This is a genomic window from Roseateles asaccharophilus (genome assembly GCF_004362405.1).
GTDB lineage: Bacteria > Pseudomonadota > Gammaproteobacteria > Burkholderiales > Burkholderiaceae_C > Kinneretia > Kinneretia asaccharophila.
In genome coordinates this window covers 423,361-448,012 of sequence record NZ_SNXE01000003.1, presented here as the reverse complement: position 1 = coordinate 448,012, position 24,652 = coordinate 423,361, and the positions used below count along the sequence as shown (strand labels likewise).

The following is a 24,652-nucleotide window of genomic DNA, read 5'->3' as shown; positions in this document are numbered from 1 at the left end:
CGCCGGCCCTCCCTAGAATGCTGCGTCCTGCTTCCCGAGCCCTCACCGCCATGTCAGAAGGTCAGATCCGCATCCGCGGCGCGCGTCAACACAATCTGAAGAATCTGGACCTGGACATCAGGACCGGCGAGCTGACCGTGGTCACCGGGCCCAGCGGCTCCGGCAAGTCCAGCCTGGTCTTCGACACCCTCTATGCCGAGGGTCAGCGCCGCTATGTGGAGACCTTCAGCGCCTATGCGCGCCAGTTCCTGGACCGCATGGACCGCCCGGCGGTGGACAAGGTGGACGGCGTGCCGCCGGCCATTGCCATCGACCAGACCAATCCGGTGCGCACCAGCCGCTCCACCGTGGGCACCATGACGGAGCTCAACGATCACCTGAAGCTGCTGTTCGCCCGCGCCGCCGAGCTCTTCGACAAGCAGACCGCCCGGCCCGTGCGCCACGACACGGCGCAGACGATTTATGCCGAGCTGCTGCAACGAACGCTTACCAATGATCCCAGGCTGATACTCACTTTTCCGGTGGAGCTGCCGGCCAACACCTCGGCCGAGCAGGTGCAGCAGTGGCTCTCGGCCAGTGGCTTCACGCGCATCCAGGCCGAGCGTGAGCTGGCCACGCCCACCGGACCGCGCAAGCTTTTGGATGTGGTGGCCGATCGCTTTCGCATCCAGGGCGCCGACAAGCAGCGCGCCATGGAGGCCATCGAGCTGGCGCTCAAGCGCGGCAGCGGCCGGCTCAATGTCTATGTGCTGCCCGCGGAATCCAGCCCCTCGCCCGCGAGTACGCAGGCGGTCCCCGAAGGGGACGCGGCCGTTCTTGGGAGCGGCCCGGCGAACGGCCCAGGCCCCGAGCCCGAGCTCTGGCGCTACTCCACCGGCCTGCACTGCCCCGACAGCGATCTGCGCTACCAGGAGCCGCAGCCGGCCCTGTTCAGCTTCAACTCCGCCATGGGCGCCTGCGAGAGCTGCCGCGGTTTCGGCCGCGTGATCGGCGTGGACCTGGGCCTGGTGATCCCGGACGAGAAGAAGACCCTGCGCGGCGGCGCCATCAAGCCCATGCAGACCCCGGCCTGGAAGGAATGCCAGGACGATCTGATGAAGTACGCCGGCGAGGCCGGCATCCCGCGCGACACGGCCTGGAACCAGCTCACCACCGCCCAGCGCGACTGGGTGGTCAACGGCAGCCCGGCCTGGAACGGCAACTGGAACAAGCAGTGGTACGGGGTCAAGCGCTTCTTCGACTATCTGGAGAGCAAGGCCTACAAGATGCACATCCGCGTGCTCTTGTCCAAGTACCGCAGCTATACCGAATGTCCCAGCTGCCGCGGGGCCCGGCTCAAGACCGAGGCCCTGCTCTGGCGTGTGGGCTCCAAGACCCTGGCCGATGCGGTGCTGGCGCCCACGCAGCGCGTGCTGCCGGCCGGCGTGGACTGGAGCCGCGAGCAGCTGGAGGCCCTGCCGGGTCTGTCCCTGCACGACATGATGCTGCTGCCCCTGCACCGGCTACGCCGCTTCATGGACGAGCTGCAGCTGCCCAGCACCCTGCTGGACGAGGCGCTCAAGCTGCTGCTGGACGAGATCCGCAACCGGCTCAAATACCTCTGCGATGTGGGCATCGGCTACCTGACCCTGGACCGCCAGAGCCGCACGCTCAGCGGCGGCGAGGTGCAGCGCATCAACCTGACCACGGCCCTGGGCACCTCCCTGGTCAACACCCTCTTCGTGCTGGACGAGCCCAGCATCGGCCTGCACCCGCGCGATATGGACCGCATCGTGGTGGCCATGCGCCGCCTGCGCGATGCGGGCAACACCCTGGTGGTGGTGGAGCATGACCCGGCCGTGATGCTGGCGGCCGACCGCCTGATCGATATGGGCCCAGGCCCCGGCGAGAAGGGCGGGGCCATCGTCTTTGACGGCACGCCCGAGCAGATCCGCGCGGCCGACACGCTCACCGGCGCCTACCTGGGCGCGCGCAAGCATGTGGGCATGGGCCTCAAGCGCCCGGTGGAGGCCAGCACGCCCAAGCTCATCCTGGAGGGGGCGCGCGAGCACAACCTCAAGAACCTCAGCGTGGAGTTCCCGCTGCAGCGCATGGTGGCGGTGACCGGCGTGTCGGGCTCGGGCAAGAGCACCCTGATGCAGGACGTGCTCTATCCTGCCCTGGCCCGCCATTTCGGCCAGGCCACCGAGGCCCCGGGCGCGCATGACCGTCTGCTGGGGGCGGATCATCTGGCCGATGCCGTCTTCGTGGACCAGTCGCCCATCGGCAAGACCGCGCGCTCCAACCCCGCCAGCTATGTGGGCGCCTTCGACGAGATCCGCAAGCTCTTCGCCGAGTTGCCCCTGTCCAAGGAGCGCGGCTATACCGCGGGTTTCTTCTCCTTCAATGCCGGCGACGGCCGCTGCCCCACCTGTGGCGGCTCGGGCTTCGAGCATGTGGAGATGCAGTTCCTCTCCGACGTCTACCTGCGCTGCCCCGACTGCGACGGCCGCCGCTACCGCGCCGAGCTGCTGGACGCCAAGCTCGGCCGCGGCCAGCGCGAGCTCAGCGTGGCCGATGTGCTGGAGCTGACGGTGAGCGAGGCCGTGCATCTGTTCCGCGAGGACCGCGAGGTGGTGGCCAAGCTGCAGCCCATCGTGGACGTGGGCCTGGAGTATGTGAAGCTGGGCCAGCCCGTGCCCACGCTCTCCGGTGGCGAGGCCCAGCGCCTGAAGCTGGCCGGCTTCCTGGCCGAGGCCGCGGCCAGCGCCAGCAAGACCCGCCAGGCCGTGGCCAAGAAGGGCACGCTCTTCCTGTTCGACGAGCCCACCACCGGCCTGCATTTCGACGACATCGCCAAGCTGATGCGCGCCATGCGCAAGCTGCTGGCGGCCGGCCATTCCCTGATCTTGATCGAGCACAACCTGGACGTGATCCGCGCGTCCGACTGGGTCATCGACCTGGGCCCCGAGGGTGGCGAGGACGGTGGCGAGCTGGTGGCCCAGGGCACGCCCGAAGAGCTCAAGGAGCATCCGCGCTCCCACACCGCGGCCGCACTGCGCGAGTACGCCCGCGCCATGGACCGCCCGGCCCAGGCGGTGGAGGAGGGCCGACCCTTGCAGAGCGTGGTGCGCGCGCGCCGCGCCGCGACCGAGGAGGCCATCCGCATCGTCAATGCCCGCGAGCACAATCTGAAGTCGGTGGACGTGAGCATCCCGCGCGGCAAGTTCAATGTGATCACCGGCGTCTCGGGCTCGGGCAAGAGCACCCTGGCCTTCGACATCCTCTTCAACGAGGGCCAGCGCCGCTATCTGGAGTCGCTCAACGCCTATGCCCGCTCCATCGTGCAGCCGGCGGGCCGGCCCGAGGTGGACGCGGTCTGGGGCATTCCGCCCACCGTGGCCATCGAGCAGCGCCTCTCGCGCGGCGGCCGCAAGAGCACGGTGGCCACCACCACCGAGGTCTGGCATTTCCTGCGTCTGCTTTATGTGAAGCTGGGCGTGCAGCACTGCGTGCACGACGGCACGCCGGTCAAGCCGCAGAGTGTGGAGTCCATCGCGGCCCAGCTGCTGCGCGACTACAAGGGCCAGCATGTGGGCCTGCTCGCGCCCCTGGTGGTCAACCGCAAGGGCCTCTATACCGACCTGGCCAAATGGGCCAAGGCCCGCGGCCACAGCCATCTGCGGGTGGACGGCGAGTTCCTGCCCACCGCGCCCTGGCCGCGCCTGGACCGCTTCAAGGAGCACACGCTGGAGCTGCCGGTGGGCGATCTGGTGATCAGCCCCGACAAGGAGGCCGAGCTGCGCGAGCTGCTCGCCAAGGCCCTGGACCATGGCAAGGGCGTGCTGCATCTGCTCGCCCCCCTGGACGGGCTGCAGGACGCCATCAAGGCCGGCCGCAGTACCGCGGGCCTGGGCCAGATCAAGGTCTTCTCCACCAAGCGCGCCTGCCCGAGCTGCGGCACCAGCTACCCCGAGCTGGATCCGCGCATGTTCAGCTACAACAGCAAGCATGGCTGGTGCAGCAGCTGCGTGGGGACAGGTCTTGCCCTGACCCGCGAGCAGCGCAAGGCACTGGACGATTCGGTGCAGGACAAGGACAACAAGGGGCGTGAGCAGAGCTTCCCGGCCGAGGAAGCCGAGATCGAGGGCCTGGTCGACCAGCCCTGCCCGGACTGCCAGGGCGCGCGCCTGAACCCGGCCGCGCGCTCGGTCAGCTTCGAGGACCAGTCGATCAGCAGCGTGGCCTCCTGGAGCGTGGGCCAGGCCCGCGCCTGGGTGGAGGGCCTGCGCCTGAGCGGGCGCGAGGCCGATATCGCGCGCGATGTGCTCAGCGAGATCCGCGGCCGGCTGGAGTTTCTGGAGGAGGTGGGCCTGGGCTACCTCACGCTGGACCGGGCCGCGCCCACGCTCTCGGGCGGCGAGGCCCAGCGCATCCGGCTGGCGGCCCAGCTGGGCAGCAATCTGCAGGGCGTCTGCTATGTGCTGGACGAGCCCACCATCGGCCTGCATCCGCGCGACAACCAGATCCTGCTCAAGGCCCTGTCCACCCTGGGCGACAAGGGCAACACCCTGGTGGTGGTGGAGCATGACGAGGACACCATACGCCGTGCCGACCACATCATCGACATCGGCCCCGGCGCCGGCAAGCGCGGCGGCCAGGTCATTGCCCAGGGCACGGCGGCCGAGCTGGCCGCCCATGCCGACTCGCTCACAGGCCGCTTCCTGGCGAAGCCCCTGCTGCACCCGCTGCAGGAGCGCCGCCCCATCGAGGCCGAGGGCCCGAAGCTCAGCGTGCTGGCCGCCGATCTGCACAATCTGCGCCAGGTGACGGTGGACGTGCCCCTGCACCGCCTGGTGGCCATCACCGGCGTCTCGGGCTCGGGCAAGAGCACCCTGGCGCGCGATGTGCTGCTGGCCAATATGGCCGTGGCCGTGCCCCTGCGCAAGGACCCGGCCCAGTGGAGCGGCTGCGCCGGCATCGTGGGTCACCAGCAGGTGGACCGGGTGCTGGAGGTGGACCAGACCCCCATCGGCAAGACCCCGCGCAGCTGCCCGGCCACCTATATCGGCTTCTGGGACGCGATCCGCAAGCTCTTCGCCGAGACCCTGGAGGCCAAGGCGCGCGGCTATGCACCGGGCCGTTTCAGCTTCAACACCGGTGAGGGCCGCTGCCCCGGCTGCGAGGGCCAGGGCATGAAGACCATCGAGATGAGCTTCCTGCCCGATGTGAAGGTGCTCTGCGACCAGTGCCACGGCCAGCGCTTCAACCCCGAGACCCTGGGCGTGAGCTGGCGCGGCAAGAGCATCGGCGATGTGCTGGCCATGGAGGTGGACGAGGCGGTGGAGTTCTTCGCCTCCATGCCGAACATTGCCCACCCGCTGCAGCTGCTCAAGGATGTGGGCCTGGGCTACCTCACCCTGGGCCAGCCCAGCCCCACGCTCTCGGGCGGCGAGGCGCAGCGCATCAAGCTGGTATCCGAGCTGGTCAAGGTGCGCGACGACGTCACGCGCCGCGGCCAGAAGGCGCCCCACACCCTCTATGTGCTGGACGAACCCACCGTGGGCCTGCACATGGCCGATGTGGAGAAGCTGATCCGCGTGCTGCACCGCCTGGTGGCGGGCGGCCACTCGGTGGTGGTGATCGAGCACGACCTGGATGTGATCGCCGAGGCCGACTGGGTCATTGACATGGGCCCCGAGGGCGGCAGCGCCGGTGGCTCGGTGGTGGTGGCCGGCACGCCGGAGGCCGTGGTGGCCTCGGGCAGCCACACCGGGCAGGCGCTCAAGCCGGTGCTGAGTCGCGGCCAGGTCTTGGGCTGAGAGGCCTCAGTCCTTGCGCTTGTCGAACTGCTTGGGACGGTAGACATTGCCGTCCCACTCGCCCTCGCGCGCGCTGCCGCGGCGGGCACGCTCGATGGCGGCCTGGGCCTCGCGGTGCGCCTGGCGGCGGCGTTCGCGTTTGTCAAAGGGCCGCTGCAGCGCCTGCACCAGACGATCGCCCAGCCTGGCCAGGCGCTGGCGCTGAGCCGGACCCAGCATCATGTGCAGGGCCAGGGCCAGACAGATCAGCAGGCCCAGGCTGGCGAGAATCGTGTGGAGCAGTGGCATGGTCATGGCGGCGATGTCTTGGCATGCTAGCCCAGAAGCCCCGCCCTGTTGACGCTTTCTTGGGGGGGTTAAGGGGCGGGGCCCGCTACCACCACCTTGACGAGGCGACCGGTGGCCGGCGGCGTGCGTGCATCGCCGTAGCGCCCGTTGAGCAGGCGCAGCCGGGCCTCACTGAGGACCGAGCCCTTGGCCAGCTCGGCAAAACCACCGGCGGGGAAGGGCTTGAGCGCAATCCGCCAGGGGCGGGCCAGCTGGCGGTCCTCGGCGCTGAGCGAGCGGAAGCTCTCCACGCTCTGGCGCAGTGCCATGCGCTGCTGTTGAAGGGCCTGGGCGTCGCGGGCCAGCGGACTCAGGGCATAGACCTGACCCTTGCTGCTGGTGATCAGGGTCAGCTCGGCCATGCTGCGCTGTCCCTGGGCGTTGCGGCGCCAGCCGCTGAACTGGGTGGCGGCCAGGCCGTTGATGCGGCGGCTCTCGGTGCGGCCCTGCTCGGCCCCCCATTGACGCAGGATGGCCTCGTGCGAGCCGGTGGCCCGGGGCGGCAGGGCCTGGAGCTGCAGGGCGGCGTCGCGGCCCGGGGCCATCAGGGTCAAGGTCTCGGTGCCATTCTGGATCTGCCAGCCCTCAGGCGCCGTCAGGGCGATATCCAGCTCCGGGTGCAGGAACTGGCGCCCGCGCACCAGGCCCTGGGCCGGGCTGTCGCCATAGGGCATGCCCTCGATGGCCTTGAGAAAGGCGCTACGTCCTTCGTCCAGCGGCTTGGTGCCGGAGTTCCCGGCCAGTGTGGCCGCCTCGTCCCGGATGCGCTGCAGGCGCTCCTCATTGCTGGGGTGGCTGGCCAGCCAGCCGCCGCCGCTGGGGGCTGGCCGACCTTGGGCCCGGGCCTGGTCGGCCGCAAAGCGCTCCTGGTCCTTGAGCACCTGGATCACATCGATCATATGCCTCGGGTCGTAATGGCTGCGCGAGAGGTATTCGGCCCCTAGCTGATCGGCCTGCAGCTCCTGCTCGCGGCTGTAGGCCGCCACATAGCCGGCCGCCACGCCCTGTGAGACCTGGCCGGCCAGATCGGTGGCGCCGCCCACGCCCCGCGACTCCAGCACCGCGCCCAGCACGGTCGCTGCCAGCACGCCCAGGCCGGCGTTTTGCTGGCGGGTGGCGCGCTGGGCGCCGTGGCGTGCCGTGACATGGCCGATCTCATGCCCGATGACCCCTGCCAGATCGGCCTCGCTCTCCATATAGGCCATGAGGCCGCGGGTCACGTAGACATAGCCGCCGGGCAGGGCAAAGGCATTGACCTCGGGGCTGTCCAGCACCGTGAAGTGCCACTCCAGCTCCGCCCGGTGCGACTGGGCGGCCAGCTTCTGGCCCAGCGTGTTCACATAGGCCTGCAGGGCCGGGTTCTGGAGTGTGCCGTACTCCTTGAGCACCGACTGGTGGGCGCGCCGCCCCTGCTCCAGCTCCTGGCTCAGGTTCATGACCGTGCGCTCGGCCCGGCCGCTGACAGGGTTGACCACGGTGCTGCCGCAACCGGCGAGCAGCACGGCCAGCGCCAAACCCAGCGCCCGTGCAGGGCGCGCCGCCACAGACTCGATCATGCCTTGGCGCCCTTTCGGCTCAGGCGGCCCCGTCCTGGGGAGCCTGGCGCTGAGTCCACAGCGTCAGCACGCTCTCGGGCACCTCGCGGCTGAGCGCGTCGCGCCAGTTCAGATCCTGCAGGCGCGAGCGCTCCTCGGGGCTGAGCTGGGACTCGTCGCCACCCAGCAGGGCGATGGGTGCCAGGGCCGCAGCGGTCTTGGTCCGCTCGAACAGAGGCTCCCAGGCTGTGGCGTCCTGGTCCACGGCGATCATAAAGCCGGTGCACCAGTCTTCGGCATCGACCAGCTCCGCGCCGTCTTCTTGCTCGGCAACGCTGAAGATGGGCTCCCAGGCCTCCGGCCGCTGGGTCAGCTGGCAGGCGATGCCGTGCAGATGACGCAAGACCAGCAGGCTGAGCTTTTTGCGCTGCTTGCCGCTGGCGAAGGGGGCCAGGCCATCGGCCCCGTCACCCCCCCAGACCGTGGGCAGCCAGGCCGCGCCCGGCAATTCGGGCAGGGGCCGCGGGCTCAGCAGCAGGGCCGAGAGGTAGCCATCCAGGGCTTCGATATTGAGGGCGGCATCGCTGGGCAGGGCCGCGAGCATATCGTCCAGCAGATTGAGTTCGTCGTCCGACAGGGGCAGATTGTCGGAGGCGGGGTTGTAGCGCGGATATTCCATGGCTGTGCGATTGGGGGGTGAAATCAGCCGTGGCGGCCGTGGCGGCTCTTGGGCTTCTTGGCGTCGAACTCGGCGATCTGGGTCTTGAGCAGGGCCATCAGCACCCGGGCGTTGGCCTCGGTCAGGCTGATGATGCTGCTGGGTTCGATGCCGTCCAGCGCCTGCTTGGGGCTCACCAGGGCATCCACCTTGAACATCACCAGGCCGTTGTTGGTGTTGGAGGCGGCCTTGAACTTCTGGATCTCGATCTGGTGCGTCTTCATGGCGTGATTCTCGGCGATGGCGGGCGCAGCCGCTACAGTGCGGCGCCATGCCCAAGAATACCGACACCCCGCCCGCGTCCGCCAGCCCCGAGGCGCAGCGCCTGGGCCGCCCCCTCTCGGGCTGGCGCTTGAAGGCCTACACCATCATCTTCGAGGCGGATACGCGTGCCGGGCGTGCTTTCGATCTCGGCCTGATCGCCCTGGTGCTGTTCAGCGTGCTGGTGGTGATGCTGGAGAGCGTGGCCGCCATCGACGCCCGCTTCGGCGAGCTTTTCAATGTGGTGGAGTATCTGCTTACGGCCATCTTCACCCTCGAATACCTGTTGCGCCTGGCTTGTGTGCGCCACCCCTGGCGCTATGCCCGCAGCTTCTACGGCGTGGTGGATCTGCTGGCGGTGCTGCCGACCTATCTGGCCTTGCTGGTTCCGGAGCTTTACGCCCTGGTGGATGTGCGGGTGCTGCGTCTGCTGAGGGTGTTCCGGGTGCTCAAGCTCAGCGCCTATGTGGCGGAGTACGCCATGCTGGCACAGGCCCTGCGCGCCAGTGCCCGCAAGATCCAGGTCTTCATCTCCGTGGTGCTGATGGTGGTGGTGATCATGGGCACCGTGATGTATGTGGTCGAGGGGCCGGCCAACGGCTTCACCAGCATCCCGGCCAGCATCTACTGGGCCATCACCACCATGACCACGGTGGGCTTCGGGGACATCACGCCCAAGACCGATCTCGGGCGCGCGATTGCCTCCTGCATGATGCTGCTGGGTTGGGGCGTTCTGGCCGTGCCCACCGGTATCGTCACGGCCGAGATGACGGCGGCGCGCCGTGATCGGCCGGCCACCACCCGCAGCTGCCATGCCTGCCTGAGCGAGGGGCATCTGCCCGAGGCGCGCTTTTGCCGCGACTGCGGCGCCGCGCTGCCGCCCTATCAGCGGGAGTGAGGCCGAGCGCGCAGGCGCTGGATCAGGCTCAGCGCGCCCACGATCAGGGCGCCGGCCAGAACGCCGGTCAGGGCATCGGCCAGCAGTTCCACCAGGCTCTGCAGCCCGCCGCTGACACCGAGCGCCTCCACCGCATACTGGATCAGCTCATGCGCGCCGGGCAGACCATGGGTCAGGATGCCGCCGCCCACCAGGAACATGGCGGCGGTACCCGCCACCGACAGTGCCTTCATCAACCACGGCGCCGCGATCAGGATGGACCGGCCCAGACCGGCCGTGGCCGGACGGCGGCTCAGGGCCAAGCCGGCGTCGTCCAGTTTCACGATGCCAGCCACCAGCCCGTAAACCCCCACGGTCATCAAGAGCGCGATGCCCGAGAGCACCAGCAGCCGGGTCATGAAGTCGGCGCCGGCGACCGTGCCCAGGGTGATGGCAATGATCTCGGCCGAAAGGATGAAATCGGTACGCACGGCGCCGCGGATCTTGTCGCGCTCAAAGGCCACCAGATCCACTTGCGGATCGGCCAGGGCGTGGCGCAGCGCGTCCTGCTCCTGAGCGGTCTCGCTCGCGGCGTGCAGAAACTTGTGGGCCAGTTTCTCAAAGCCCTCAAAGCAGAGGAAGGCACCGCCCAGCATCAGCAGCGGGGTCACGGCCCAGGGTGCGAAGGCGCTGATCAGCAGGGCCGCCGGCACCAGGATCGCCTTGTTGATCAGCGAACCCTTGGCCACCGCCCAGACCACCGGCAGTTCCCGCTCGGCCGCAACACCTGACACCTGCTGCGCATTCAGGGCCAGGTCATCACCGAGAACACCGCTGGTTTTCTTGGCGGCCAGCTTGGACAGCAGGGCCACGTCATCCAGCACGGTCGTGATGTCGTCAAGCAGGGCAAGCAGGCTGGAGGCCATGGGTATCGTTCGTCTTGGAGTGGCCATACTTGTACCTCAAACCCGCTGCGGTTTTGCCACTTGTTGATGTGTCTCGGGGTCAGGGCTTGCTAATCGATCCGGCCTGACCTAAGTTGCATCATGGCCAGACCCCCACGCATAGAGTTCGCAGGCGCCGTCTACCATGTCACCACGCTGGCAGGGGCGGGTGGCCTTGTCTTCGCGGACGATGAAGACCGTACCAGCCTCCTGTCGATCCTGGTGCAGGCGCTGCAGCGCTTTGATGCCCAGCTGCTGGCTTATAGCCTCGCGCCGGACCATTACCAGCTGCTGCTCTACACCCGCCGCGCCAACCTTTCGCGCCTCATGCGCCATCTCAACGGGGTCTACACCCAGGGCTACAACCGCCGGCATGGCGGGGAAGGGGCGCTGTTCAGGGGGCGTTTCAAGGCCGTGCTGGTGGATCGCGAGCGGCTGCTGCTCGATGTGTGCCGCTATGTGGACCTGAGCGCGCAGCGTCTCGGACTCGTGCGGCGGGGCAAGGACTGGCCCTGGCACAGTCTTGGTGCGCATACCGGGCTGGAGCCGGCGCCCGAGTGGCTGGATGTGCAAGGGCTGTTTGGCCATGTGCTGGGCCGGATGCCGCGCAACGCAGCCGACCGGCGGCGGGCCGGCGAGCGCTATGCCGATCTGCTGGCGGCCGCGCCGGATCTGGACATCTGGCCGCATCTGCGTCAGCAGATTTTTCTGGGTGATGCGGACTTTGCTCGGCGCATGCGGGCGCTTCAGGGGCCCGCCCTTGTCAGCGCCGCACGTGGGCGGCGGTCCGCCCGGACCTGGGCGCAGTGGTTGCGCGACAGCGACAGCCGGGAGCAGGCCCTGTATCGCGCGCATACCGAGGGCGGCTTCTCCATGACTGCACTGGCCGCGGAGTTGGGGCTTTCGGTCTCGCGCATCAGCCGCCTGATCGCGGTCCATGAGCGCGCCTTGCAGGCCGACGGAGCGGCAGCTTGATGCGAGGGGCCGGCGGCGCTGGCCCATGGTGTCTGGCTCTTTGTCTGCTGAGTGCGGGCGCGGCCTGGGCGCAGACGCCGAGCGCGCATGCGCCGGCCTTGCCCTATGCCGGCCCGCTGTTTGATGCGCATCTTCATTACAACTACGAGGCGCAGCAGCCTCATCCCCTGCCGGATGTGCTGGCGCGGCTGCAGCGCAGCGGCGTGAGGGCGGCGCTGGTCAACAGCCGGCCCAATGCCGGCACCTTGAGTCTGGCGGCGGCGCGGGAGGCCACGGCGGCGGCCGGACTCCGGCTCGTGCCCTTTGTGCGCCTGTATCGCAACCGTGCCGATTACGACACCTGGTTTGCCGACGCCAGCATCTACCAGATGGTGCTGGACGAGCTGGCGCGTGGCACGCCGGCCGGCCCCTATCGCGGCCTGGGTGAGTTCCATCTCTACGACAGTGCTCATGCCGATGGTCCGGTGGCCCGGCAGCTGATGCAGCTGGCGGCCGAGCGCGGCTTGCTGGTGCTGGCCCATGTGGACGATGTGGCGATCGAGAAGCTCATGGCCCACGCGCCCAGCGCGCGCATGATCTGGGCCCACACCGGCATAGGCGGCGTGCCCCTTGAGCGCGTGCGCGAGTTGCTGGCACGCTATCCAAGCCTGATGGGCGAGCTGTCCTACCGGCCTGGCCTGCTTGAGGACGGGCGCCTGACTGCGGCCTGGCGCAGCTTGCTGAGCGAGCAGCCCGGGCGCTTTCTGCTGGGCTCGGACACCTGGATCAATGCGCGCTGGCAGTACTACGAGGCGCTGATGACGCAGGCCCGCGTCTGGTTGGGTGACTTGCCGCCTGCAGCGGCGCGGCAGATTGCCTGGGGTAATGGGGCGGCCCTGTTCGGCTTGGATTGACACCGGCTTCCGACGCGCCAGCCCGGCGCGGACAGCCGAGACCCGGCCTAAACCCAGCGCTTGCCAAGCCGGCTTGACGTGTACGGATGGCTGCCGCTACGCTGGGCAGACAGGAGGACCCGGATGTGAAGATCATGATCATGTTGGCAGCCAGCTGCGCCTTGCTGGGATGCTCGTCCACCGAGGTCAGTCGTGTGCCCATCGAGGCGACCGTGGGTCAGCAGCTGATGGACCTGCACAAGGCCTACCAGAGCGGTGCGCTCTCGGAGCGCGACTACCAGAAACAAAAGCGTTTGCTGATCGAGTCGGTGCAATGATGACCACTTCCACCCCTTCCATGCCGCGCTTGGCGGCCCTGGCGCTGGCGCTTTTCGGCGCCGCGGTCCTCGTCGGCTGCGGGAGCACGCGTACCGAAGTCACGGTGCAGGGCTCCACCCGCATCACCAAGGGTCAGGAGTTGATCGATCTGCAGAAGGCCAAGGCCCAAGGGGCGGTGACCGAGCGGGAATTCGAGGAATTGCGGCAGATCATCCTGCGCAGGCCCAATTGACGGTGCAGGATCCGGGCCGTGCAAGCGATGCCTGCGTGCGTCCAGCCCGGCCGAAACCGAGCATCCCGATGCGCGTGGCGGCACGGGCGACCCTGGCTTTGCTGATGGCCGGCACCGTGGCTTGCGCGCAGGCGGAGCCCTCGGCCTTTGAGACGCTCCAGCCCCTGTCGGCCTCGTCCTTCGCACTCAGTGGCGAGCAGGACTTTGCGGGGCTGAGCTGGGAGGACATCGAGGCGCGCACCCTGCGTCTGGCGGATCGGCATGTGGGTTCCTTCTGGGGGCAGCCCACGGGCTGGTGGCAGCGCCCGGTGCGCATTCACTACCGGGCCTATGTCCACCGGGAGGAGCGCCGGGGTGGGGTGGTGCTGGTGCCCGGCTTCACCGAAGGCCTGACCATGTACCAGGAGCTCATTCACGACCTGGTGCGCAACGGATGGTCCGTCTATGTTCATGACCATAGAGGGCAGGGCTTCTCCTCCCGGCTGCTGAGCGCACCGCAGGATGCCAGCAAGGGGCATCTGGACAACTTCGATCATCTGGTCTCCGATCTGGAGGCCTTTGTCGCGCAAGTGCAGACCTGGCGGGCGGCCAAGCCGGCTGCGCCGCTGTCGGTGCTGGCGCATTCCATGGGCGGGGCGGTGGTCTCGCTGCATCTGGCCCGGCGTGGCCCGTCCACACCGTTCTCGCGCGCCGCCCTGGTGACGCCCATGCATGAGCCGCGTGTCGCGGCGCCCGGTGAGTCCGAGGGCTTGCGCCGCTGGTGCGAGCGCATCGTGACACGCCTGCCCTTTTCCCTGCCCTGGTTGTCCAGCATGCAGGTGCAGGGACCGGGTTTCGACGCGGAGCTGGCGGCTTTCGAGGCCGACCCGGTCGCGGGCGCGCTGGGCATGTCGCACAGCATCGAGCGCTTGAAGCGCCGCTGGTCGGATCGCCAGGCGCGCTGCGAGGGGGAGCATTGCGGTCACACGGACGCGCGGGTCGCGGGCCCGACCTTGCGCTGGGTGACGCAGGCCTGCGATGCGGCCCGCGCGGCCCGTGGCCCGGGGGCGGCCGGTATTGCGATTCCCGTCCTTCTGATCCAGGGCGGGGAGGACACCGTGGTGGAGCCGCGCGCTCAGGAAGAGTTCTGCGCCCATGCCAACGCCCGCCCAGAGGGCGGGCATTGCAAGGGCCTGCGTCTGCCCGAAGGGCGCCACGCCCTGTTGGTGGAGAGTGATGCACTGCGGACTGCCACGCTGGAGGCCGTCATGGATTTTCTGGCGCAGGCGCGGGCTGCCGACATGCTCAAAGCAGAGACTCGGGCGCGATGAGTCGGTAGAGGGCCTGTGAGAGTCGGCGCCACACCGAGGCGTCCGGGTCGCGGGTGTGGACCAGGGCCTGCGGCCCTGCCGCATCAACCCACACCACCTCGTCCTCGCGGAGTTCCATGCGCCAGGATCGTTGTGCCGAGGTGTTCTGTTCGAAAGCGTCCGCGATTTGTTGAGCCAGTTCAGCGCTATGGACCAGCACGCCGATTTCAGCATTGAGGCGTATCGATCGTGGGTCCAGATTGAGCGAGCCCACAAAGACCCATTTGCGGTCCACCACGAATGACTTCTCGTGGAGCGCGGCCCGAGAACTACCCCCCAGCGTCTCGCGCACGGAGTGGCGCTGGGTGCGCTTGCCGGCACTGGGCTTGAGTTCATAAAGCTCGATGCCTTTTTCCAGCAGCTCCCGGCGGTAGCGCGCATAGCCAGCCTGTGTGGGCACCACATCATTCGAGGCCAGCGAATTGGTCAGCACGCGCACCCGCACGCCGGCGGCGCTCAGCGCGGCCAGGGAGGCGACGCCGGATTCGCCCGGCACGAAGTAGGGCGACACCACCAGCAGCTCATGCATGACCTTGGGCGCAATGGCGTCCAGCTGCCCCGTCAGCAGCAGGCCACGCTTGGCTTGCTTCAGGGCGGGATCGTCCTCGGGAAGCGCCAGCTTCGCCGGGTCGTCCGCCAGGACTCTTGCCGGCGCCCAGACGAAGGGCAGGCTGCCCTGGCGCACGGCCATGGCCAGGGGCGAGCGCTCCAGACTCTTGACAAAGGGCGTGCCGGCCGCGCGTTGGCGCTCCTGTGCAAACTGCTCTTGGAGGGCCAGGCGTTGCTGGACACCCGGCGCCACGCGCTGAAATGCCGAAAGCGGTACGGCAAACTCGCTGTTCCAGTAGCGATCAAAACTGGCGGAGGCTTCCTTCACCGCGGGGCCGATGAACAGCAGGTCGAGATCGGCAAACTCAAGGTCGGGACTGGCCTCGAAGTATTCATCCCCGAGGTTGCGCCCGCCAATGATGCCGGCCGAGTTGTCGGCGATCCAGGCCTTGTTGTGCATGCGGCGGTTGATGCGCGCGAAGTCACCGATGATCTCGAACCAGCGCGAGAGACTCAGCCAGCCGCGGTTGGCGGTGGGGTTGAAGAGGCGGATCTCGATCTGGGGGTGGGCGTCTAGCTGCGCCAGTGCTTCATCGGCGTCGGCCAGGGTCCAGTCGTCGAGAAGCAGTCGAACCCGCACGCCACGCTCCGCCGCGGCGAATACCTGGCTCAGCAGCAAGCGACCCGATGTGTCGCCCCGCACGATGTAGTACTGCAGGTCGAGCGTGCGCTGCGCGGCCTCGGCAAGCGCGGCCCGAGCCACGAAGGCGTCCAGTCCCCGCTCCAGGGAAACAAAGCCCGACTGTCCGGGCCGCTGGATCAACTGGGGGGCGATCTGCTCGCCCAAGCGCGTTCCGCTCGGATCCTGCAACGCGCTCGAGGGCGTCTTCTCGATCGCTGCGAAATCCATGCTCTTGCATCCCAGCAGTGCGCACACGCAGAGCAGTAGCAGGGCCAGGCCGGCGGATCGCTGCGGCCTCACTGCGGGCTCCCCGCGGCGATCTCGGAGCTGGGGTTGATTTCAATGTCCCCGTACCAGGCCCTGGCCTTGCTGGCGGTGTTGTCGGTGTCACTCATCACGCCATAGGCGATCAGGCGCCCCGGTGCCTCGCCGAAGGCTTTGCGAAAGTCGGCGCTGAGATCGCGCCGCATCTCCACCCAATGCCCCAGCGACTGACGGGCGGTTGAGGCCACGATCATTTGCACGCGCCGGGTGTGCGGGTTCTCGATCACGGTGTTCACATCGGCCACGCCGGAGATCACGTACATCAAGGTGGCGTAGGGCATGTCTTGACCCGACAGGGTCTTGGCCATGCGCATGACCACTCTGTCATTCCAGGGCAGGGACGACTTGTCGCCCTCGAACACGAAGACAAGGCGCGCTGCCGAGTCTTCCTTGCCGGCCACCGAGTTGTCGGCGCCGGCCGGATGCGAGTCAATCTTCCAGCGCCACTGGACGATGGTCGGCGCTTTCGGATCCAGCGATGTTGTGCGCATCACCAAGCTCACCGAGTTGTTCGCGGAGGCTTCCAGCACGGTGCGCCCCTCGTCCTGGACCAGGCGCCACTGCGTCGGCGCTTTTCGCTTGTTGAAGGGGATGTGTTGCCAGCCCTCGGGCAGGGCGCCCGCAGCTTGTCCAGCGGAAAAGGGGGCGCTGGCGGCTGGGGCCGGCGGGGGGCTTGCTGGAGAGGCTCCGGAACTGCTGGCGGCGCTGAGCGCCATGCCGGCAATCATCCAGACCAGTCGCGTCGATGGACGGCCCTGAAGAAACATGGCGTGGCTCCCGATGGGTCTTGAAATGTGGGTGGAATCGCCGCCTTTGGGCGTGGTCCCAGAGTATCGAATGTTCGCCGGCCCGCTCCGCTTCGGGCCGCCTGCAGAGGGACGAGCGCGCAGTCAGCGGGCTTCGTGGCGCAGCGCGGCCGATGGCGATGGCCTAGCCGGCCTGCGCCAGCAGCCACTGGCGCAGCTGGGTCAGTGCCCGTTGTGGCTGGCTGCTGCGCCGGGTGCACAGCATATAGCCGCGTTCCAGCAAGACGGGCTGCGCGAAGGGAATCGCGATGCGCCCGCTCTCCAGCTCCTCGTCGATCAGACAGCGCTGCACCACGGCCACGCCCAGGCCGGCCATGACGGCCTGGACCAGCATGGCCACCTGCTCAAAGTCGGCGCTGGGTCGAGGCTGCGCCTCGGGCAGGCCGGCGGCGGCCAGCCAGAGCCGCCAGTTCTCCGGGTAGTTGCTATGGAACAGCAGGGGGCGGCTCAGCAGATCGGCCGCTTGGCGCAGGGGCTGGCGGCCGCGCAGCTCCTGCGGGTGGCAGATGGGCACGATCTCGCGGCCCACGATGTACTCCGCCATGATGCCCGTCGGCCACTGGCCTTCGCCGGGGCGCAGCCAGGCGTCCACGCCCGCGTCCGAAAAGTCTTCCTCCCGGCGGTAGGGGGCGAGGCTCAGGGCAATATGGGGATAGAGGGCCTGCCAGTCGGGCAGCCGTGGGATCAGCCATTTGGTGGCCAGGGTGGGCGCCACGGAGATGCGCAGCCGGGTGGTGGCCTCGGGCGCACGCTGGGCCACGGCGGCGGCTTCCAGGGTCTGCAGGGCGGGCTCGATCAGCTCCAGATAGTCACGGCCCGTGGCGGTCAGCTCATTGCCGCGGGGCAGCCGCACCAGCAGGCTCTGGCCCAGATGGGCCTCGAGCCGCGCCACGGCTCGGCTGACCGCCCCCTGGGTGACGCAGAGCAGATCGGCGGCCTTGGAGAAACTGCCCAGCCGCGCCGTGGCGGCAAAGGCGTGCAGCTCGTGCAGGGAGGGTGATCGGATGCGCATGATGCGTGGATTTTGCTATGACAAGCAGGCATGCGTGCGTGCGGAATTGTCTCTCCATGCTTGTAGAGCGAGGGACAGAATCGCGGCACTTTTGGCTCCAGAGACTCCAGCCCCATGCATCCCATCGCACGCCGCACCCTGCTTGCCCTGGCCACCCTGCTGCCCCTGAGCGCGCTGGCCGAGTATCCGGACAAGCCCATCAAGCTCATCGTGCCCTTCGCACCCGGCGGTTCCACCGATATGGTGGCCCGTCTGCTGGCCGAGAAGATGGGCCCCTTCCTGGGCAAGACCGTGGTGGTGGAGAACCGCGGCGGCGGCGGCGGTAGCCTGGGCACCGAGGCGGTGGCCAAGTCTGCACCGGATGGCTACACCATCGGCATGGCCACCCAGAGCACGCATGGGGCCAACCCGGCCGTCTACGCCAAGCTGCCCTACAACGCGGTCAAGGACTTTGCGCCCATCACCAATGTGCTGGCCGTGCCCAGCGTGTTCGTGGTGCACCCCAGTGTGCCCGCCAAGACCATGAAGGAATTCATTGCCCTGGCCAAGGCCGCGCCGGGCAAGTACAGCTTTGCCTCGCCGGGCAACGGCTCCCTGGGCCATGTGAACATCGAGCACTTCATGGACTTGGCCGGCATCGAGTTGCTGCACATCCCCTACAAGGGCGCGGGCCAGGCCTCCACCGATGCGCTGGCCGGTGTGGTGAACGCCATGACCGACAACCTGCCCTCCACCCTGCCGCACATCAAGGCCGGCAAGCTGCGCGCCCTGGCCGTGCTGGCGCCGCAGCGCGCCGCCGTGCTGCCCGATGTGCCCACCTACAAGGAGCTGGGTTTTGCCGAGATGGCTGAGGGCGGCTGGTTCGGCTTGGTGGCCCCGGCCGGCACGCCGCCGGCGGTGCTGAAGAAGCTGCATGAGGCCGCCCACAAGGCCATGGCCACGCCGGAGTTCAAGGAGAAGGCGGCCTCCATCGCCGGCATCCCCATGGCCAATAGCCCCGAGCAGTTCGCCGCCCAGATCCGCGCCGCCCTGGACAAGTACCAGCGCATCGTCACCAAGGCCCAGATCAAGCTGGACTGAAACCCCCTAGCCCGAGCATGACGCTGAAGCCTGCGAGCCTCCAGGGCCCCCTGGAGCACCCCGCCTATCGCCTGCAGCTGGCCGAGGGCGAGGCCCTGCCCTTGGTCTGTGACTCGCCGCACAGCGGCGTGGACTATCCCGCCGACTTTGGCAGCTGCCTGCCCCTGGCCCAGCTGCGCTGCAGCGAGGACACCCATGTGGACGCGCTCTGGCAGGACGCGCCGCGCCACGGCGCCACCCTGCTGGCCGCCCGCTTTCCACGCAGCTATATCGACCCCAACCGCGAGCTCAGCGATCTGGACCCCGAACTGCTGGACGGGCCCTGGCCCGAGCCCTTGGCCCCGGGCGAGAAGACCCGCCTGGGCTATGGCTTGATCTGGCGCCAGGTCGGCAAGGGCCAGCCCATCTATGGGCGTCGGCTCTCGGTGCAGGAGGTGCAGGCGCGGATAGCGGGCTGCTGGCGCCCCTATCACGCGGCCCTGAACGAGGCCGTTGAGGCGGCCCATGCCCGCTTTGGCGCGGTCTGGCATCTCAATCTGCACTCCATGCCCAACAATGCTTTCGAGCGTCTGGGCCTCAAGCGCAGCGAGCCCCTGGCCGACTTTGTGCTGGGCGACCGCGACGGCAGCACCTGCGAGCCAGCCCTGCTGGATCTGATCGAGGACAGCCTGCGCGCACAGGGCTATACCGTGGCGCGCAACGATCCCTACAAGGGCGTGGCCCTGATCGGCCGCATCGGCCGCCCGGCCGAGCGCCGTCACAGCCTGCAGATCGAGATCCGTCGGCCGCTCTACATGGACGAGCTCAGTCGCGAGCGCAATGCCGGTTTTGAAACGCTGAGGCAGGCCCTGGACAAGACCCTGGCAGCGGTGGCTGCCCATATCCGCCGCTCGCTCTGAGCGGAGCGGGTCAGTGCCTCAGTGGATGCGCAGGGGCGTGCCTTCATCGGCATCGCCCTCGGCCAGCTCGCGCCAGGCCTGGTGCGACTGCTCCCGTGCGGCCTGCAGCTGCTGGCACAGCTCGTAGACACCCAGACCATCGGCCTCACCCTGGACCGCGGGTTCGGGGGGCGGCTCCACGGTTCCCAGCGGCAGATCAGCCAGCGCGCCCAGGAGCTCGAACAGCAATTCCAGCCCGGGTTCGCTGGGCTCCATCTGACGCGCGGCACCCAGGCTGCGGCACAGGTAGTAGCAGGCGCTGGCGGCGTCATCGCAGCGCGCGTGCTCCAGCGCCAAGCGTTCCAGAGCGGCGGCGCGCTCGGCATCGTCCTCGGCTTCGCTGGGGCCGTTGCTGATGTCGGCCAGGGCCTGCCAGGCTGAATCGGGTTGGCTCATCGACGGCTGTTTGGAGGTCGGCGCTTGTTTCGACATGGGTACTGCTCAGCAATTGTCTAGCGCAATACTAGGCCGGCTGATGCAGCGAGCATGTCCCCGGTTCGGGGGCATATAGGGCTATTGTCGGGGCGGCAGGGAGGCTTGTGTGCAATACCGCACAAAAATGCGCCGCCTCAGCGCTTCTTCGTGGGGCGAATCCAACCCTGGATGCCCACCTGCTTGCCACGTGCCACGGCGAGCTCGCCCGGGGCCACGGCCTTGGTGATGGTCGACCCACCGCCAATGGTGGCGCCGCTGCCGATTTCCACCGGCGCGACCAGCACGCAGTTGCTGCCCACATGCACGTCGGCACCGATGGTGGTGCGGTGCTTGTTGGCGCCGTCGTAGTTGGCGGTGATGGAGCCGGCCCCGTAATTGACGCGCTCGCCCACCGTGGCGTCGCCCAGATAGGCCAAGTGATTGGCCTTGGCGCCGCGTGCCAGGCTGGAGTTCTTGACCTCGACGAAGTTGCCGATATGCACTTCGGCACCCAGTTCGGCCCCGGGGCGCAGGCGGGCAAAGGGGCCTACCAGGGCGCCCTCGCCGACGCTGGCGCCGGCGGCCTCGCCGTCGATATGGGTGAATTCGTGGATGCGCGCGCCGGCCGCGATGCGGGCATTGCGGATCACGCTGTAGGCGCCGATGCGGACACCCTCACCCAGCTCCACGCGGCCCTCGAAGACGCAGCCCACATCGACTTCCACATCCTGACCGCAGATGAGCTCGCCGCGCAGATCGAAGCGGGCCGGGTCGGCCAGGCGCAGGCCGTGCTGCTCCATCAGGGTCTCGGCCTGGCGGCGCTGGAAGCGGCGCTCCAGATCGGCCAGCTGCAGCGGGCTGTTCACGCCCAGCACCTCGGTCTCGTTGGGGGCGGCGATACCCAGCACCGGCACGCCCTCGGCCACGGCCATGGCCACGATATCGGTCAGGTAGTACTCGCCCTGGGCGTTCTCGTTCTTCAGTGCTGAGACCCAGCGTTTGAGCGCCGCGGTGGGCGCGGCCATCATGCCGGTATAGCCCTCGCGGATGGCGCGCTGCTCGGCGCTGGCGTCCTTGTGCTCGACGATGGCGCGCACGCCGCCCTGCTCATCGCGCACGATGCGGCCATAGCCCGTGGGGTCGGCCAGCTCGATGGTCAGCAGGGCCAGCTTGTCGCCGCCGCAGGCCTGGGCCAGACGGCGCGCGGTCTCGGCCTGGATCAGGGGCACGTCGCCGTTGAGGATCAGGGTGCTGCCGCTGTCGGGCAGGTGGGGCACGACCTGCTGGATCGCATGGCCCGTGCCCAGCTGGGGCATCTGGCGCACGAAGGCGATGCCTGGGCCGGCCACGGCGTTCTCCACCTGGTCGGCACCATGGCCCGTGATCACGAGGCGCTGGGCGGCGCCCAGGCCAGCCGTGGTGTCCAGCACATGGCGCAGCAGGGACTTGCCGGCCAGCTTGTGCAGCACCTTGGGCAGGGCGGACTTCATGCGGGTACCCTTGCCCGCGGCCATGATCACGATATTGAGCGCCATAAAAGACAAATCGCGGCTTGTTGCGAAGCCGCGATTATCAGTGCTGGATAGCGGCGCTTTTCTTACTGCCCACCCCCCAGTTGCACGCTCACCGGATGGGGCTGGGGCTGGGTTTGGGGAAAGTCGGCCATGGCGGCCTCGAACAGGGCGCCGAACAGGCTGAGGCTGCCGACCGTGGCGCCGTCATTGCTGGCGCGAGCTTCGTACAGCGGCTCGTTGCTCTTGCGATCACGCAGCAGCAGGGCGACCGCACGGTCGTAGCGCCGCTCCATCATGGGATCGATGGGATAGGGGTAGCCGAAGCGGCTGAAGTGCGGGCGCCACGCCGGACCGTAGCGCCAGGCGAAGTAATTGCCGTTCCAGCGCCACCACAGTGGGTCATCCCAGGGCGCGTTGTCGCTGCGGCTGACGCGCACACCGATGGAGACCAGCACATCGGCCGTCTTGGGATCGGCCGCGACGGTGAAGCCGGCCTTTTCCAGGGCGCTGCGTGCCGCGCTCTCCAGCTCGCTTTGTTGCTGCTCATTGAGCTGCTGCGAGGGCAGGCGCTCAAAGGCAAAGCTGCCGGCCTGGCGGCCAGCCGGCCAGCTGCCGAAGCTCTGTGCGTCCGCCGTGATGGTGTTCAGGGCGGCGCAGCCCGACAGCCCCAGAAGGGCCAGGGCGCTCAGGCCGGTGAGGGCCAGCCGACGAGAGATGCTGATCATATGGGGTGCCTCCTTGCTCACTGCTGCAGGTATACCACGCAACGATTTTGCGAGGCCCGCGTTGACCGGGCCTGGCGGCCTTGCAAGTCCCTGCGGAGGCTGGGGCGGACTTCAGTCCTCTTCGCGCATCAGCCTGATCACCGAGCCGGTGGCCGGCTCGGCGGGACCGCAGTGCTCTTCCTCGTCGAAGGCGATGTCGCCGTCCGGATCGGGGGTGCCCGTGGCCTTGATGGTCTCGAAGGGGAAGAGTTGGCGGTCCATCATGTGCGAGGTGACGATATTGCCCATGGCGGTGAACATATTGTCGACCCGGCCCGGGAACTTCTTGTCCCAGTCCTGCAGCATGGCCTTGACGTTGGCGCGCTGCAGGTTCTCCTGGCTGCCGCAGAGATTGCAGGGAATGATGGGGAACTGACGGTGCTCGGCCCACTTCACCAGGTCGGACTCGCGCACATAGGCCAGGGGGCGGATCACCACGTTCTTGCCGTCATCGCTGACCAGCTTGGGCGGCATGCCCTTCATGCGGCTGCCGAAGAACATGTTCAGCAGCAGGGTGGTCACGATGTCGTCGCGGTGGTGGCCCAGAGCAATCTTGGTGGCGCCCAGTTCCTGCGCCACGCGGTAGAGGATGCCGCGGCGCAGACGCGAGCACAGGCTGCAGGTGGTTTTGCCCTCGGGCACCAGCTTTTTGACGATGCTGTAGGTGTCCTGGGTCTCGATATGGAAGTCCACCCCGATGCTCTTCAGATAGGTGGGCAGCACCTCGGCCGGGAAGCCGGGCTGCTTCTGATCGAGGTTGACCGCGACGATGTCGAACTTGATCGGCGCGCGCTGGCGCAGATTGATCAGGATGTCGAGCAGGGAGTAGCTGTCCTTGCCGCCGGACAGGCAGACCATGACCTTGTCGCCGTCTTCGATCATGTTGAAGTCGGTGATGGCCTGGCCCACCAGGCGGTGCAGACGCTTGGAGAGCTTGTTGGTCTCGTGGGCCTGCTTCTTTTCGGCGGCGGCGCGCTCGGCGTCCAGGAGGGAGGTGTCGGCGGTATCCATGCGGGGCAATCGGCTAGTGTGTGGGGCGGGGGGCTCAGAGATCCTTGATGCCAAAGACCTCGACCCCGACGGATTCACAGTCGGGGTAGACATCGGGCTTTTCGGTGGAGACGCGGGCGGCCTTGACCCGCGGGTGGGCCAGCATCAGCTTGAGCACGTCATCGCAGAGGGTCTCCTGCAGATGGATATGGCCCTGGCTCACGCGCTCGGAGATGGAGCGGCGCATGAAGTCATAGTCCACCACCTCGCTGAGCTCGTCCTGCGTGGGCGTGGACTCGGCCAGGGGGATGTAGAGGTCCACATTGATCAGCACGCGCTGCTCGCCGCGTTTCTCGAAATCGTGCACGCCGATATTGATCCAGACCTCGTAGTTGCGCAGGAAGAGGCGGCGGCAGGCGAGCAGGGCCGGATGGGCGAGGGAGCTTTGCATGGCAGGGGCAGGTCTTGAGGGCGGGGCGGCAGCGCGGTTCAGGGCGTGCCGGTGAGGAACATCACGTCGCGCGCCTGCGCGGCCAGATGCTGGCCACCGTCCACCAGCAAGGTGGTGCCGGTGATGGCCGGGGCCTCCAGCAGGAAGCGCACGGCGCGCGCGATGTCCTGCGGGGTGGAGGAGCGCTGCAGCGGCGTGAGCTTGTGGGCGGCCTGGAACTCGCTGTCGTTCATGGGCCCGGAGGCCAGGGTCACGCCCGGGGCCACGCCGCACACGCGCAGGCGCGGCGCCAGGGCCTGGGCCAGCAGGGTCTGGGCCGACTCCAGCGCGGCCTTGGACAGGGTGTAGGACAGGTAGTCCGGGTTGGGGTTCCAGAGCTTCTGGTCCAGCAGGTTCACCACGCAGCCCTGGCGGCCGGCGGCTTCCAGATGGCGGTGCAGGGCGCGCGCCAGCAGGATGGCCGGCGCGGTGTTGGCACGCCAGTGGCGCTCCAGATTCGCGTGGCTGAAGCCTGCCACATCGTCGTACTCGAACAGCGAGGCATTGTTCACCACCGCATCCACCCGGCCGAAGCGGGCCTGGACGGCGGGCAGCAGGGCCTCGCAGGCGGCCTCGTCCGCCAGGTCGGCGGCAAAGACCGCGGCCTGCACGCCGCGCCCGGCCAGTTCCTCGGCCAGGGCCTGGGCCTCGGCCTGGGAGCGGTGGCAGTGCAGGGCCAGCGTCCAGCCCCCGGTCTCGGCCAGGTGCAGGGCGATCTCGCGGCCGAGCCGGCGCGCGCTACCGGTGATCAGGGCAACAGGGAGGCTGCGGTTCATGGGCGTGGCTGGGGTAGCAGAGGGCGTAAGGGGGTGCGAAGCCGGGGCCCCGCGGTCTAGACACGCCGGGCCGAGCTGGAATC

Annotated in this window: 23 protein-coding genes; 9 read left to right on the top strand and 14 right to left on the bottom strand. The window is 68.3% G+C overall.

Annotation, left to right across the window (positions count from 1 at the left end; all coding sequences use genetic code 11):
* Positions 1 to 50: 50 nt before the first annotated feature.
* Positions 51 to 5,801, top strand: coding sequence for an excinuclease ABC subunit UvrA (gene uvrA, locus DFR39_RS09935; RefSeq protein WP_133603388.1), 5,751 nt, complete (start codon positions 51 to 53; stop codon positions 5,799 to 5,801).
* 6 nt (positions 5,802 to 5,807) lie between these two features.
* Here the strand turns inward: uvrA and DFR39_RS09930 are convergent, their stop codons facing one another.
* The 4 genes from DFR39_RS09930 to DFR39_RS09915 all read right to left on the bottom strand — a co-directional run bounded on the left by DFR39_RS09930 (position 5,808) and on the right by DFR39_RS09915 (position 8,605).
* Positions 5,808 to 6,095 (bottom strand): hypothetical protein, encoded by a 288-nt coding sequence (locus DFR39_RS09930; protein ID WP_133603387.1) that lies wholly within the window; start codon positions 6,093 to 6,095, stop codon positions 5,808 to 5,810.
* 62 nt (positions 6,096 to 6,157) lie between these two features.
* Positions 6,158 to 7,684: a M48 family metalloprotease gene (locus DFR39_RS09925; RefSeq protein ID WP_133603386.1), complete on the bottom strand. Its 1,527-nt coding sequence runs from the start codon at positions 7,682 to 7,684 to the stop codon at positions 6,158 to 6,160.
* A 19-nt stretch (positions 7,685 to 7,703) separates the two neighbouring features.
* Positions 7,704 to 8,342 (bottom strand): UPF0149 family protein, encoded by a 639-nt coding sequence (locus DFR39_RS09920; protein WP_133603385.1) that lies wholly within the window; start codon positions 8,340 to 8,342, stop codon positions 7,704 to 7,706.
* 23 nt (positions 8,343 to 8,365) lie between these two features.
* Complete coding sequence (locus DFR39_RS09915; RefSeq protein WP_133603384.1) at positions 8,366 to 8,605, bottom strand: hypothetical protein; 240 nt, start codon at positions 8,603 to 8,605, stop codon at positions 8,366 to 8,368.
* 47 nt (positions 8,606 to 8,652) lie between these two features.
* Here DFR39_RS09915 and DFR39_RS09910 point away from each other — a divergent pair, with 47 nt between their 5' ends.
* Positions 8,653 to 9,540, top strand: coding sequence for an ion transporter (locus DFR39_RS09910; RefSeq protein ID WP_133603383.1), 888 nt, complete (start codon positions 8,653 to 8,655; stop codon positions 9,538 to 9,540).
* On the opposite strand, the gene DFR39_RS09905 is transcribed toward DFR39_RS09910, so the two are convergent.
* Entirely contained in the window at positions 9,528 to 10,445 is a 918-nt protein-coding gene (locus DFR39_RS09905; protein ID WP_133603382.1) for a DUF808 domain-containing protein, read from the bottom strand. The genes DFR39_RS09910 and DFR39_RS09905 overlap by 13 nt on opposite strands.
* A gap of 120 nt (positions 10,446 to 10,565) precedes the next feature.
* Here DFR39_RS09905 and DFR39_RS09900 point away from each other — a divergent pair, with 120 nt between their 5' ends.
* The 5 genes from DFR39_RS09900 (at position 10,566) to DFR39_RS09875 (ending at position 14,191) form a co-directional block, all read left to right on the top strand.
* Entirely contained in the window at positions 10,566 to 11,438 is an 873-nt protein-coding gene (locus tag DFR39_RS09900; RefSeq protein ID WP_133603381.1) for a transposase, read from the top strand.
* Complete coding sequence (locus tag DFR39_RS09895; RefSeq protein ID WP_133603447.1) at positions 11,438 to 12,331, top strand: amidohydrolase family protein; 894 nt, start codon at positions 11,438 to 11,440, stop codon at positions 12,329 to 12,331. The genes DFR39_RS09900 and DFR39_RS09895 overlap by 1 nt, the downstream gene beginning before the upstream one ends.
* Positions 12,332 to 12,456: 125 nt before the next feature.
* Entirely contained in the window at positions 12,457 to 12,648 is a 192-nt protein-coding gene (locus DFR39_RS09890) for a hypothetical protein (protein WP_133603380.1), read from the top strand.
* Positions 12,645 to 12,881: a hypothetical protein gene (locus DFR39_RS09885; RefSeq protein ID WP_211343836.1), complete on the top strand. Its 237-nt coding sequence runs from the start codon at positions 12,645 to 12,647 to the stop codon at positions 12,879 to 12,881. Before DFR39_RS09890 ends, DFR39_RS09885 begins: the two co-directional genes overlap by 4 nt.
* 68 nt (positions 12,882 to 12,949) lie before the next feature.
* On the top strand, positions 12,950 to 14,191 hold the full coding sequence (locus DFR39_RS09875; protein ID WP_133603379.1) for an alpha/beta fold hydrolase: 1,242 nt from the start codon (positions 12,950 to 12,952) through the stop codon (positions 14,189 to 14,191).
* Here the strand turns inward: DFR39_RS09875 and DFR39_RS09870 are convergent.
* The 3 genes from DFR39_RS09870 to DFR39_RS09860 form a co-directional block, all read right to left on the bottom strand.
* Positions 14,166 to 15,689, bottom strand: coding sequence for a phospholipase D family protein (locus DFR39_RS09870; protein ID WP_133603378.1), 1,524 nt, complete (start codon positions 15,687 to 15,689; stop codon positions 14,166 to 14,168). The two genes, DFR39_RS09875 and DFR39_RS09870, sit on opposite strands and share 26 nt — an antisense overlap.
* A gap of 68 nt (positions 15,690 to 15,757) precedes the next feature.
* Complete coding sequence (locus DFR39_RS09865; RefSeq protein WP_133603377.1) at positions 15,758 to 16,552, bottom strand: DUF3047 domain-containing protein; 795 nt, start codon at positions 16,550 to 16,552, stop codon at positions 15,758 to 15,760.
* 163 nt (positions 16,553 to 16,715) lie between these two features.
* Complete coding sequence (locus DFR39_RS09860; RefSeq protein WP_133603376.1) at positions 16,716 to 17,603, bottom strand: LysR substrate-binding domain-containing protein; 888 nt, start codon at positions 17,601 to 17,603, stop codon at positions 16,716 to 16,718.
* Positions 17,604 to 17,717: 114 nt separating this feature from the next.
* Here DFR39_RS09860 and DFR39_RS09855 point away from each other — a divergent pair, with 114 nt between their 5' ends.
* Together DFR39_RS09855 and DFR39_RS09850 are read left to right on the top strand one after the other, a co-directional pair.
* Complete coding sequence (locus DFR39_RS09855; protein WP_133603375.1) at positions 17,718 to 18,683, top strand: tripartite tricarboxylate transporter substrate binding protein BugE; 966 nt, start codon at positions 17,718 to 17,720, stop codon at positions 18,681 to 18,683.
* 17 nt (positions 18,684 to 18,700) lie between these two features.
* A complete protein-coding gene (locus DFR39_RS09850) occupies positions 18,701 to 19,582 on the top strand; it encodes an N-formylglutamate amidohydrolase (protein WP_133603374.1) in 882 nt (293 codons plus the stop codon).
* Positions 19,583 to 19,600: 18 nt separating this feature from the next.
* Here the strand turns inward: DFR39_RS09850 and DFR39_RS09845 are convergent, their stop codons facing one another.
* The 6 genes from DFR39_RS09845 to DFR39_RS09820 form a co-directional block, all read right to left on the bottom strand.
* Positions 19,601 to 20,017: a hypothetical protein gene (locus DFR39_RS09845; RefSeq protein WP_133603373.1), complete on the bottom strand. Its 417-nt coding sequence runs from the start codon at positions 20,015 to 20,017 to the stop codon at positions 19,601 to 19,603.
* 173 nt (positions 20,018 to 20,190) lie between these two features.
* Entirely contained in the window at positions 20,191 to 21,570 is a 1,380-nt protein-coding gene (gene glmU, locus DFR39_RS09840) for a bifunctional UDP-N-acetylglucosamine diphosphorylase/glucosamine-1-phosphate N-acetyltransferase GlmU (protein ID WP_133603444.1), read from the bottom strand.
* Positions 21,571 to 21,632: 62 nt separating this feature from the next.
* On the bottom strand, positions 21,633 to 22,274 hold the full coding sequence (locus DFR39_RS09835; RefSeq protein ID WP_133603372.1) for a DUF4136 domain-containing protein: 642 nt from the start codon (positions 22,272 to 22,274) through the stop codon (positions 21,633 to 21,635).
* Between the two features lie 111 nt (positions 22,275 to 22,385).
* The gene (gene ttcA, locus DFR39_RS09830) at positions 22,386 to 23,324 is read right to left on the bottom strand and encodes a tRNA 2-thiocytidine(32) synthetase TtcA (protein WP_133603371.1); all 939 of its coding nucleotides are present in this window, start codon (positions 23,322 to 23,324) and stop codon (positions 22,386 to 22,388) included.
* Between the two features lie 34 nt (positions 23,325 to 23,358).
* Positions 23,359 to 23,754 (bottom strand): dihydroneopterin aldolase, encoded by a 396-nt coding sequence (locus tag DFR39_RS09825; protein ID WP_133603370.1) that lies wholly within the window; start codon positions 23,752 to 23,754, stop codon positions 23,359 to 23,361.
* 38 nt (positions 23,755 to 23,792) lie between these two features.
* The gene (locus tag DFR39_RS09820; protein WP_133603369.1) at positions 23,793 to 24,569 is read right to left on the bottom strand and encodes an SDR family oxidoreductase; all 777 of its coding nucleotides are present in this window, start codon (positions 24,567 to 24,569) and stop codon (positions 23,793 to 23,795) included.
* Positions 24,570 to 24,652 lie beyond the last annotated feature (83 nt).

Bases quoted from the DNA above. Each gene is read 5' to 3' on its own strand.
- uvrA (WP_133603388.1), top strand. From the start codon at position 51: ATGTCAGAAGGTCAGATCCGCATCCGCGGCGCGCGTCAACACAATCTG.
- DFR39_RS09930 (WP_133603387.1), bottom strand. From the start codon at position 6,095: ATGACCATGCCACTGCTCCACACGATTCTCGCCAGCCTGGGCCTGCTG.
- DFR39_RS09925 (WP_133603386.1), bottom strand. From the start codon at position 7,684: ATGATCGAGTCTGTGGCGGCGCGCCCTGCACGGGCGCTGGGTTTGGCG.
- DFR39_RS09920 (WP_133603385.1), bottom strand. From the start codon at position 8,342: ATGGAATATCCGCGCTACAACCCCGCCTCCGACAATCTGCCCCTGTCG.
- DFR39_RS09915 (WP_133603384.1), bottom strand. From the start codon at position 8,605: ATGAAGACGCACCAGATCGAGATCCAGAAGTTCAAGGCCGCCTCCAAC.
- DFR39_RS09910 (WP_133603383.1), top strand. From the start codon at position 8,653: ATGCCCAAGAATACCGACACCCCGCCCGCGTCCGCCAGCCCCGAGGCG.
- DFR39_RS09905 (WP_133603382.1), bottom strand. From the start codon at position 10,445: ATGGCCTCCAGCCTGCTTGCCCTGCTTGACGACATCACGACCGTGCTG.
- DFR39_RS09900 (WP_133603381.1), top strand. From the start codon at position 10,566: ATGGCCAGACCCCCACGCATAGAGTTCGCAGGCGCCGTCTACCATGTC.
- DFR39_RS09895 (WP_133603447.1), top strand. From the start codon at position 11,438: ATGCGAGGGGCCGGCGGCGCTGGCCCATGGTGTCTGGCTCTTTGTCTG.
- DFR39_RS09885 (WP_211343836.1), top strand. From the start codon at position 12,645: ATGATGACCACTTCCACCCCTTCCATGCCGCGCTTGGCGGCCCTGGCG.
- DFR39_RS09875 (WP_133603379.1), top strand. From the start codon at position 12,950: ATGCGCGTGGCGGCACGGGCGACCCTGGCTTTGCTGATGGCCGGCACC.
- DFR39_RS09870 (WP_133603378.1), bottom strand. From the start codon at position 15,689: ATGGATTTCGCAGCGATCGAGAAGACGCCCTCGAGCGCGTTGCAGGAT.
- DFR39_RS09865 (WP_133603377.1), bottom strand. From the start codon at position 16,552: ATGTTTCTTCAGGGCCGTCCATCGACGCGACTGGTCTGGATGATTGCC.
- DFR39_RS09860 (WP_133603376.1), bottom strand. From the start codon at position 17,603: ATGCGCATCCGATCACCCTCCCTGCACGAGCTGCACGCCTTTGCCGCC.
- DFR39_RS09855 (WP_133603375.1), top strand. From the start codon at position 17,718: ATGCATCCCATCGCACGCCGCACCCTGCTTGCCCTGGCCACCCTGCTG.
- DFR39_RS09850 (WP_133603374.1), top strand. From the start codon at position 18,701: ATGACGCTGAAGCCTGCGAGCCTCCAGGGCCCCCTGGAGCACCCCGCC.
- DFR39_RS09845 (WP_133603373.1), bottom strand. From the start codon at position 20,017: ATGAGCCAACCCGATTCAGCCTGGCAGGCCCTGGCCGACATCAGCAAC.
- glmU (WP_133603444.1), bottom strand. From the start codon at position 21,570: ATGGCGCTCAATATCGTGATCATGGCCGCGGGCAAGGGTACCCGCATG.
- DFR39_RS09835 (WP_133603372.1), bottom strand. From the start codon at position 22,274: ATGATCAGCATCTCTCGTCGGCTGGCCCTCACCGGCCTGAGCGCCCTG.
- ttcA (WP_133603371.1), bottom strand. From the start codon at position 23,324: ATGGATACCGCCGACACCTCCCTCCTGGACGCCGAGCGCGCCGCCGCC.
- DFR39_RS09825 (WP_133603370.1), bottom strand. From the start codon at position 23,754: ATGCAAAGCTCCCTCGCCCATCCGGCCCTGCTCGCCTGCCGCCGCCTC.
- DFR39_RS09820 (WP_133603369.1), bottom strand. From the start codon at position 24,569: ATGAACCGCAGCCTCCCTGTTGCCCTGATCACCGGTAGCGCGCGCCGG.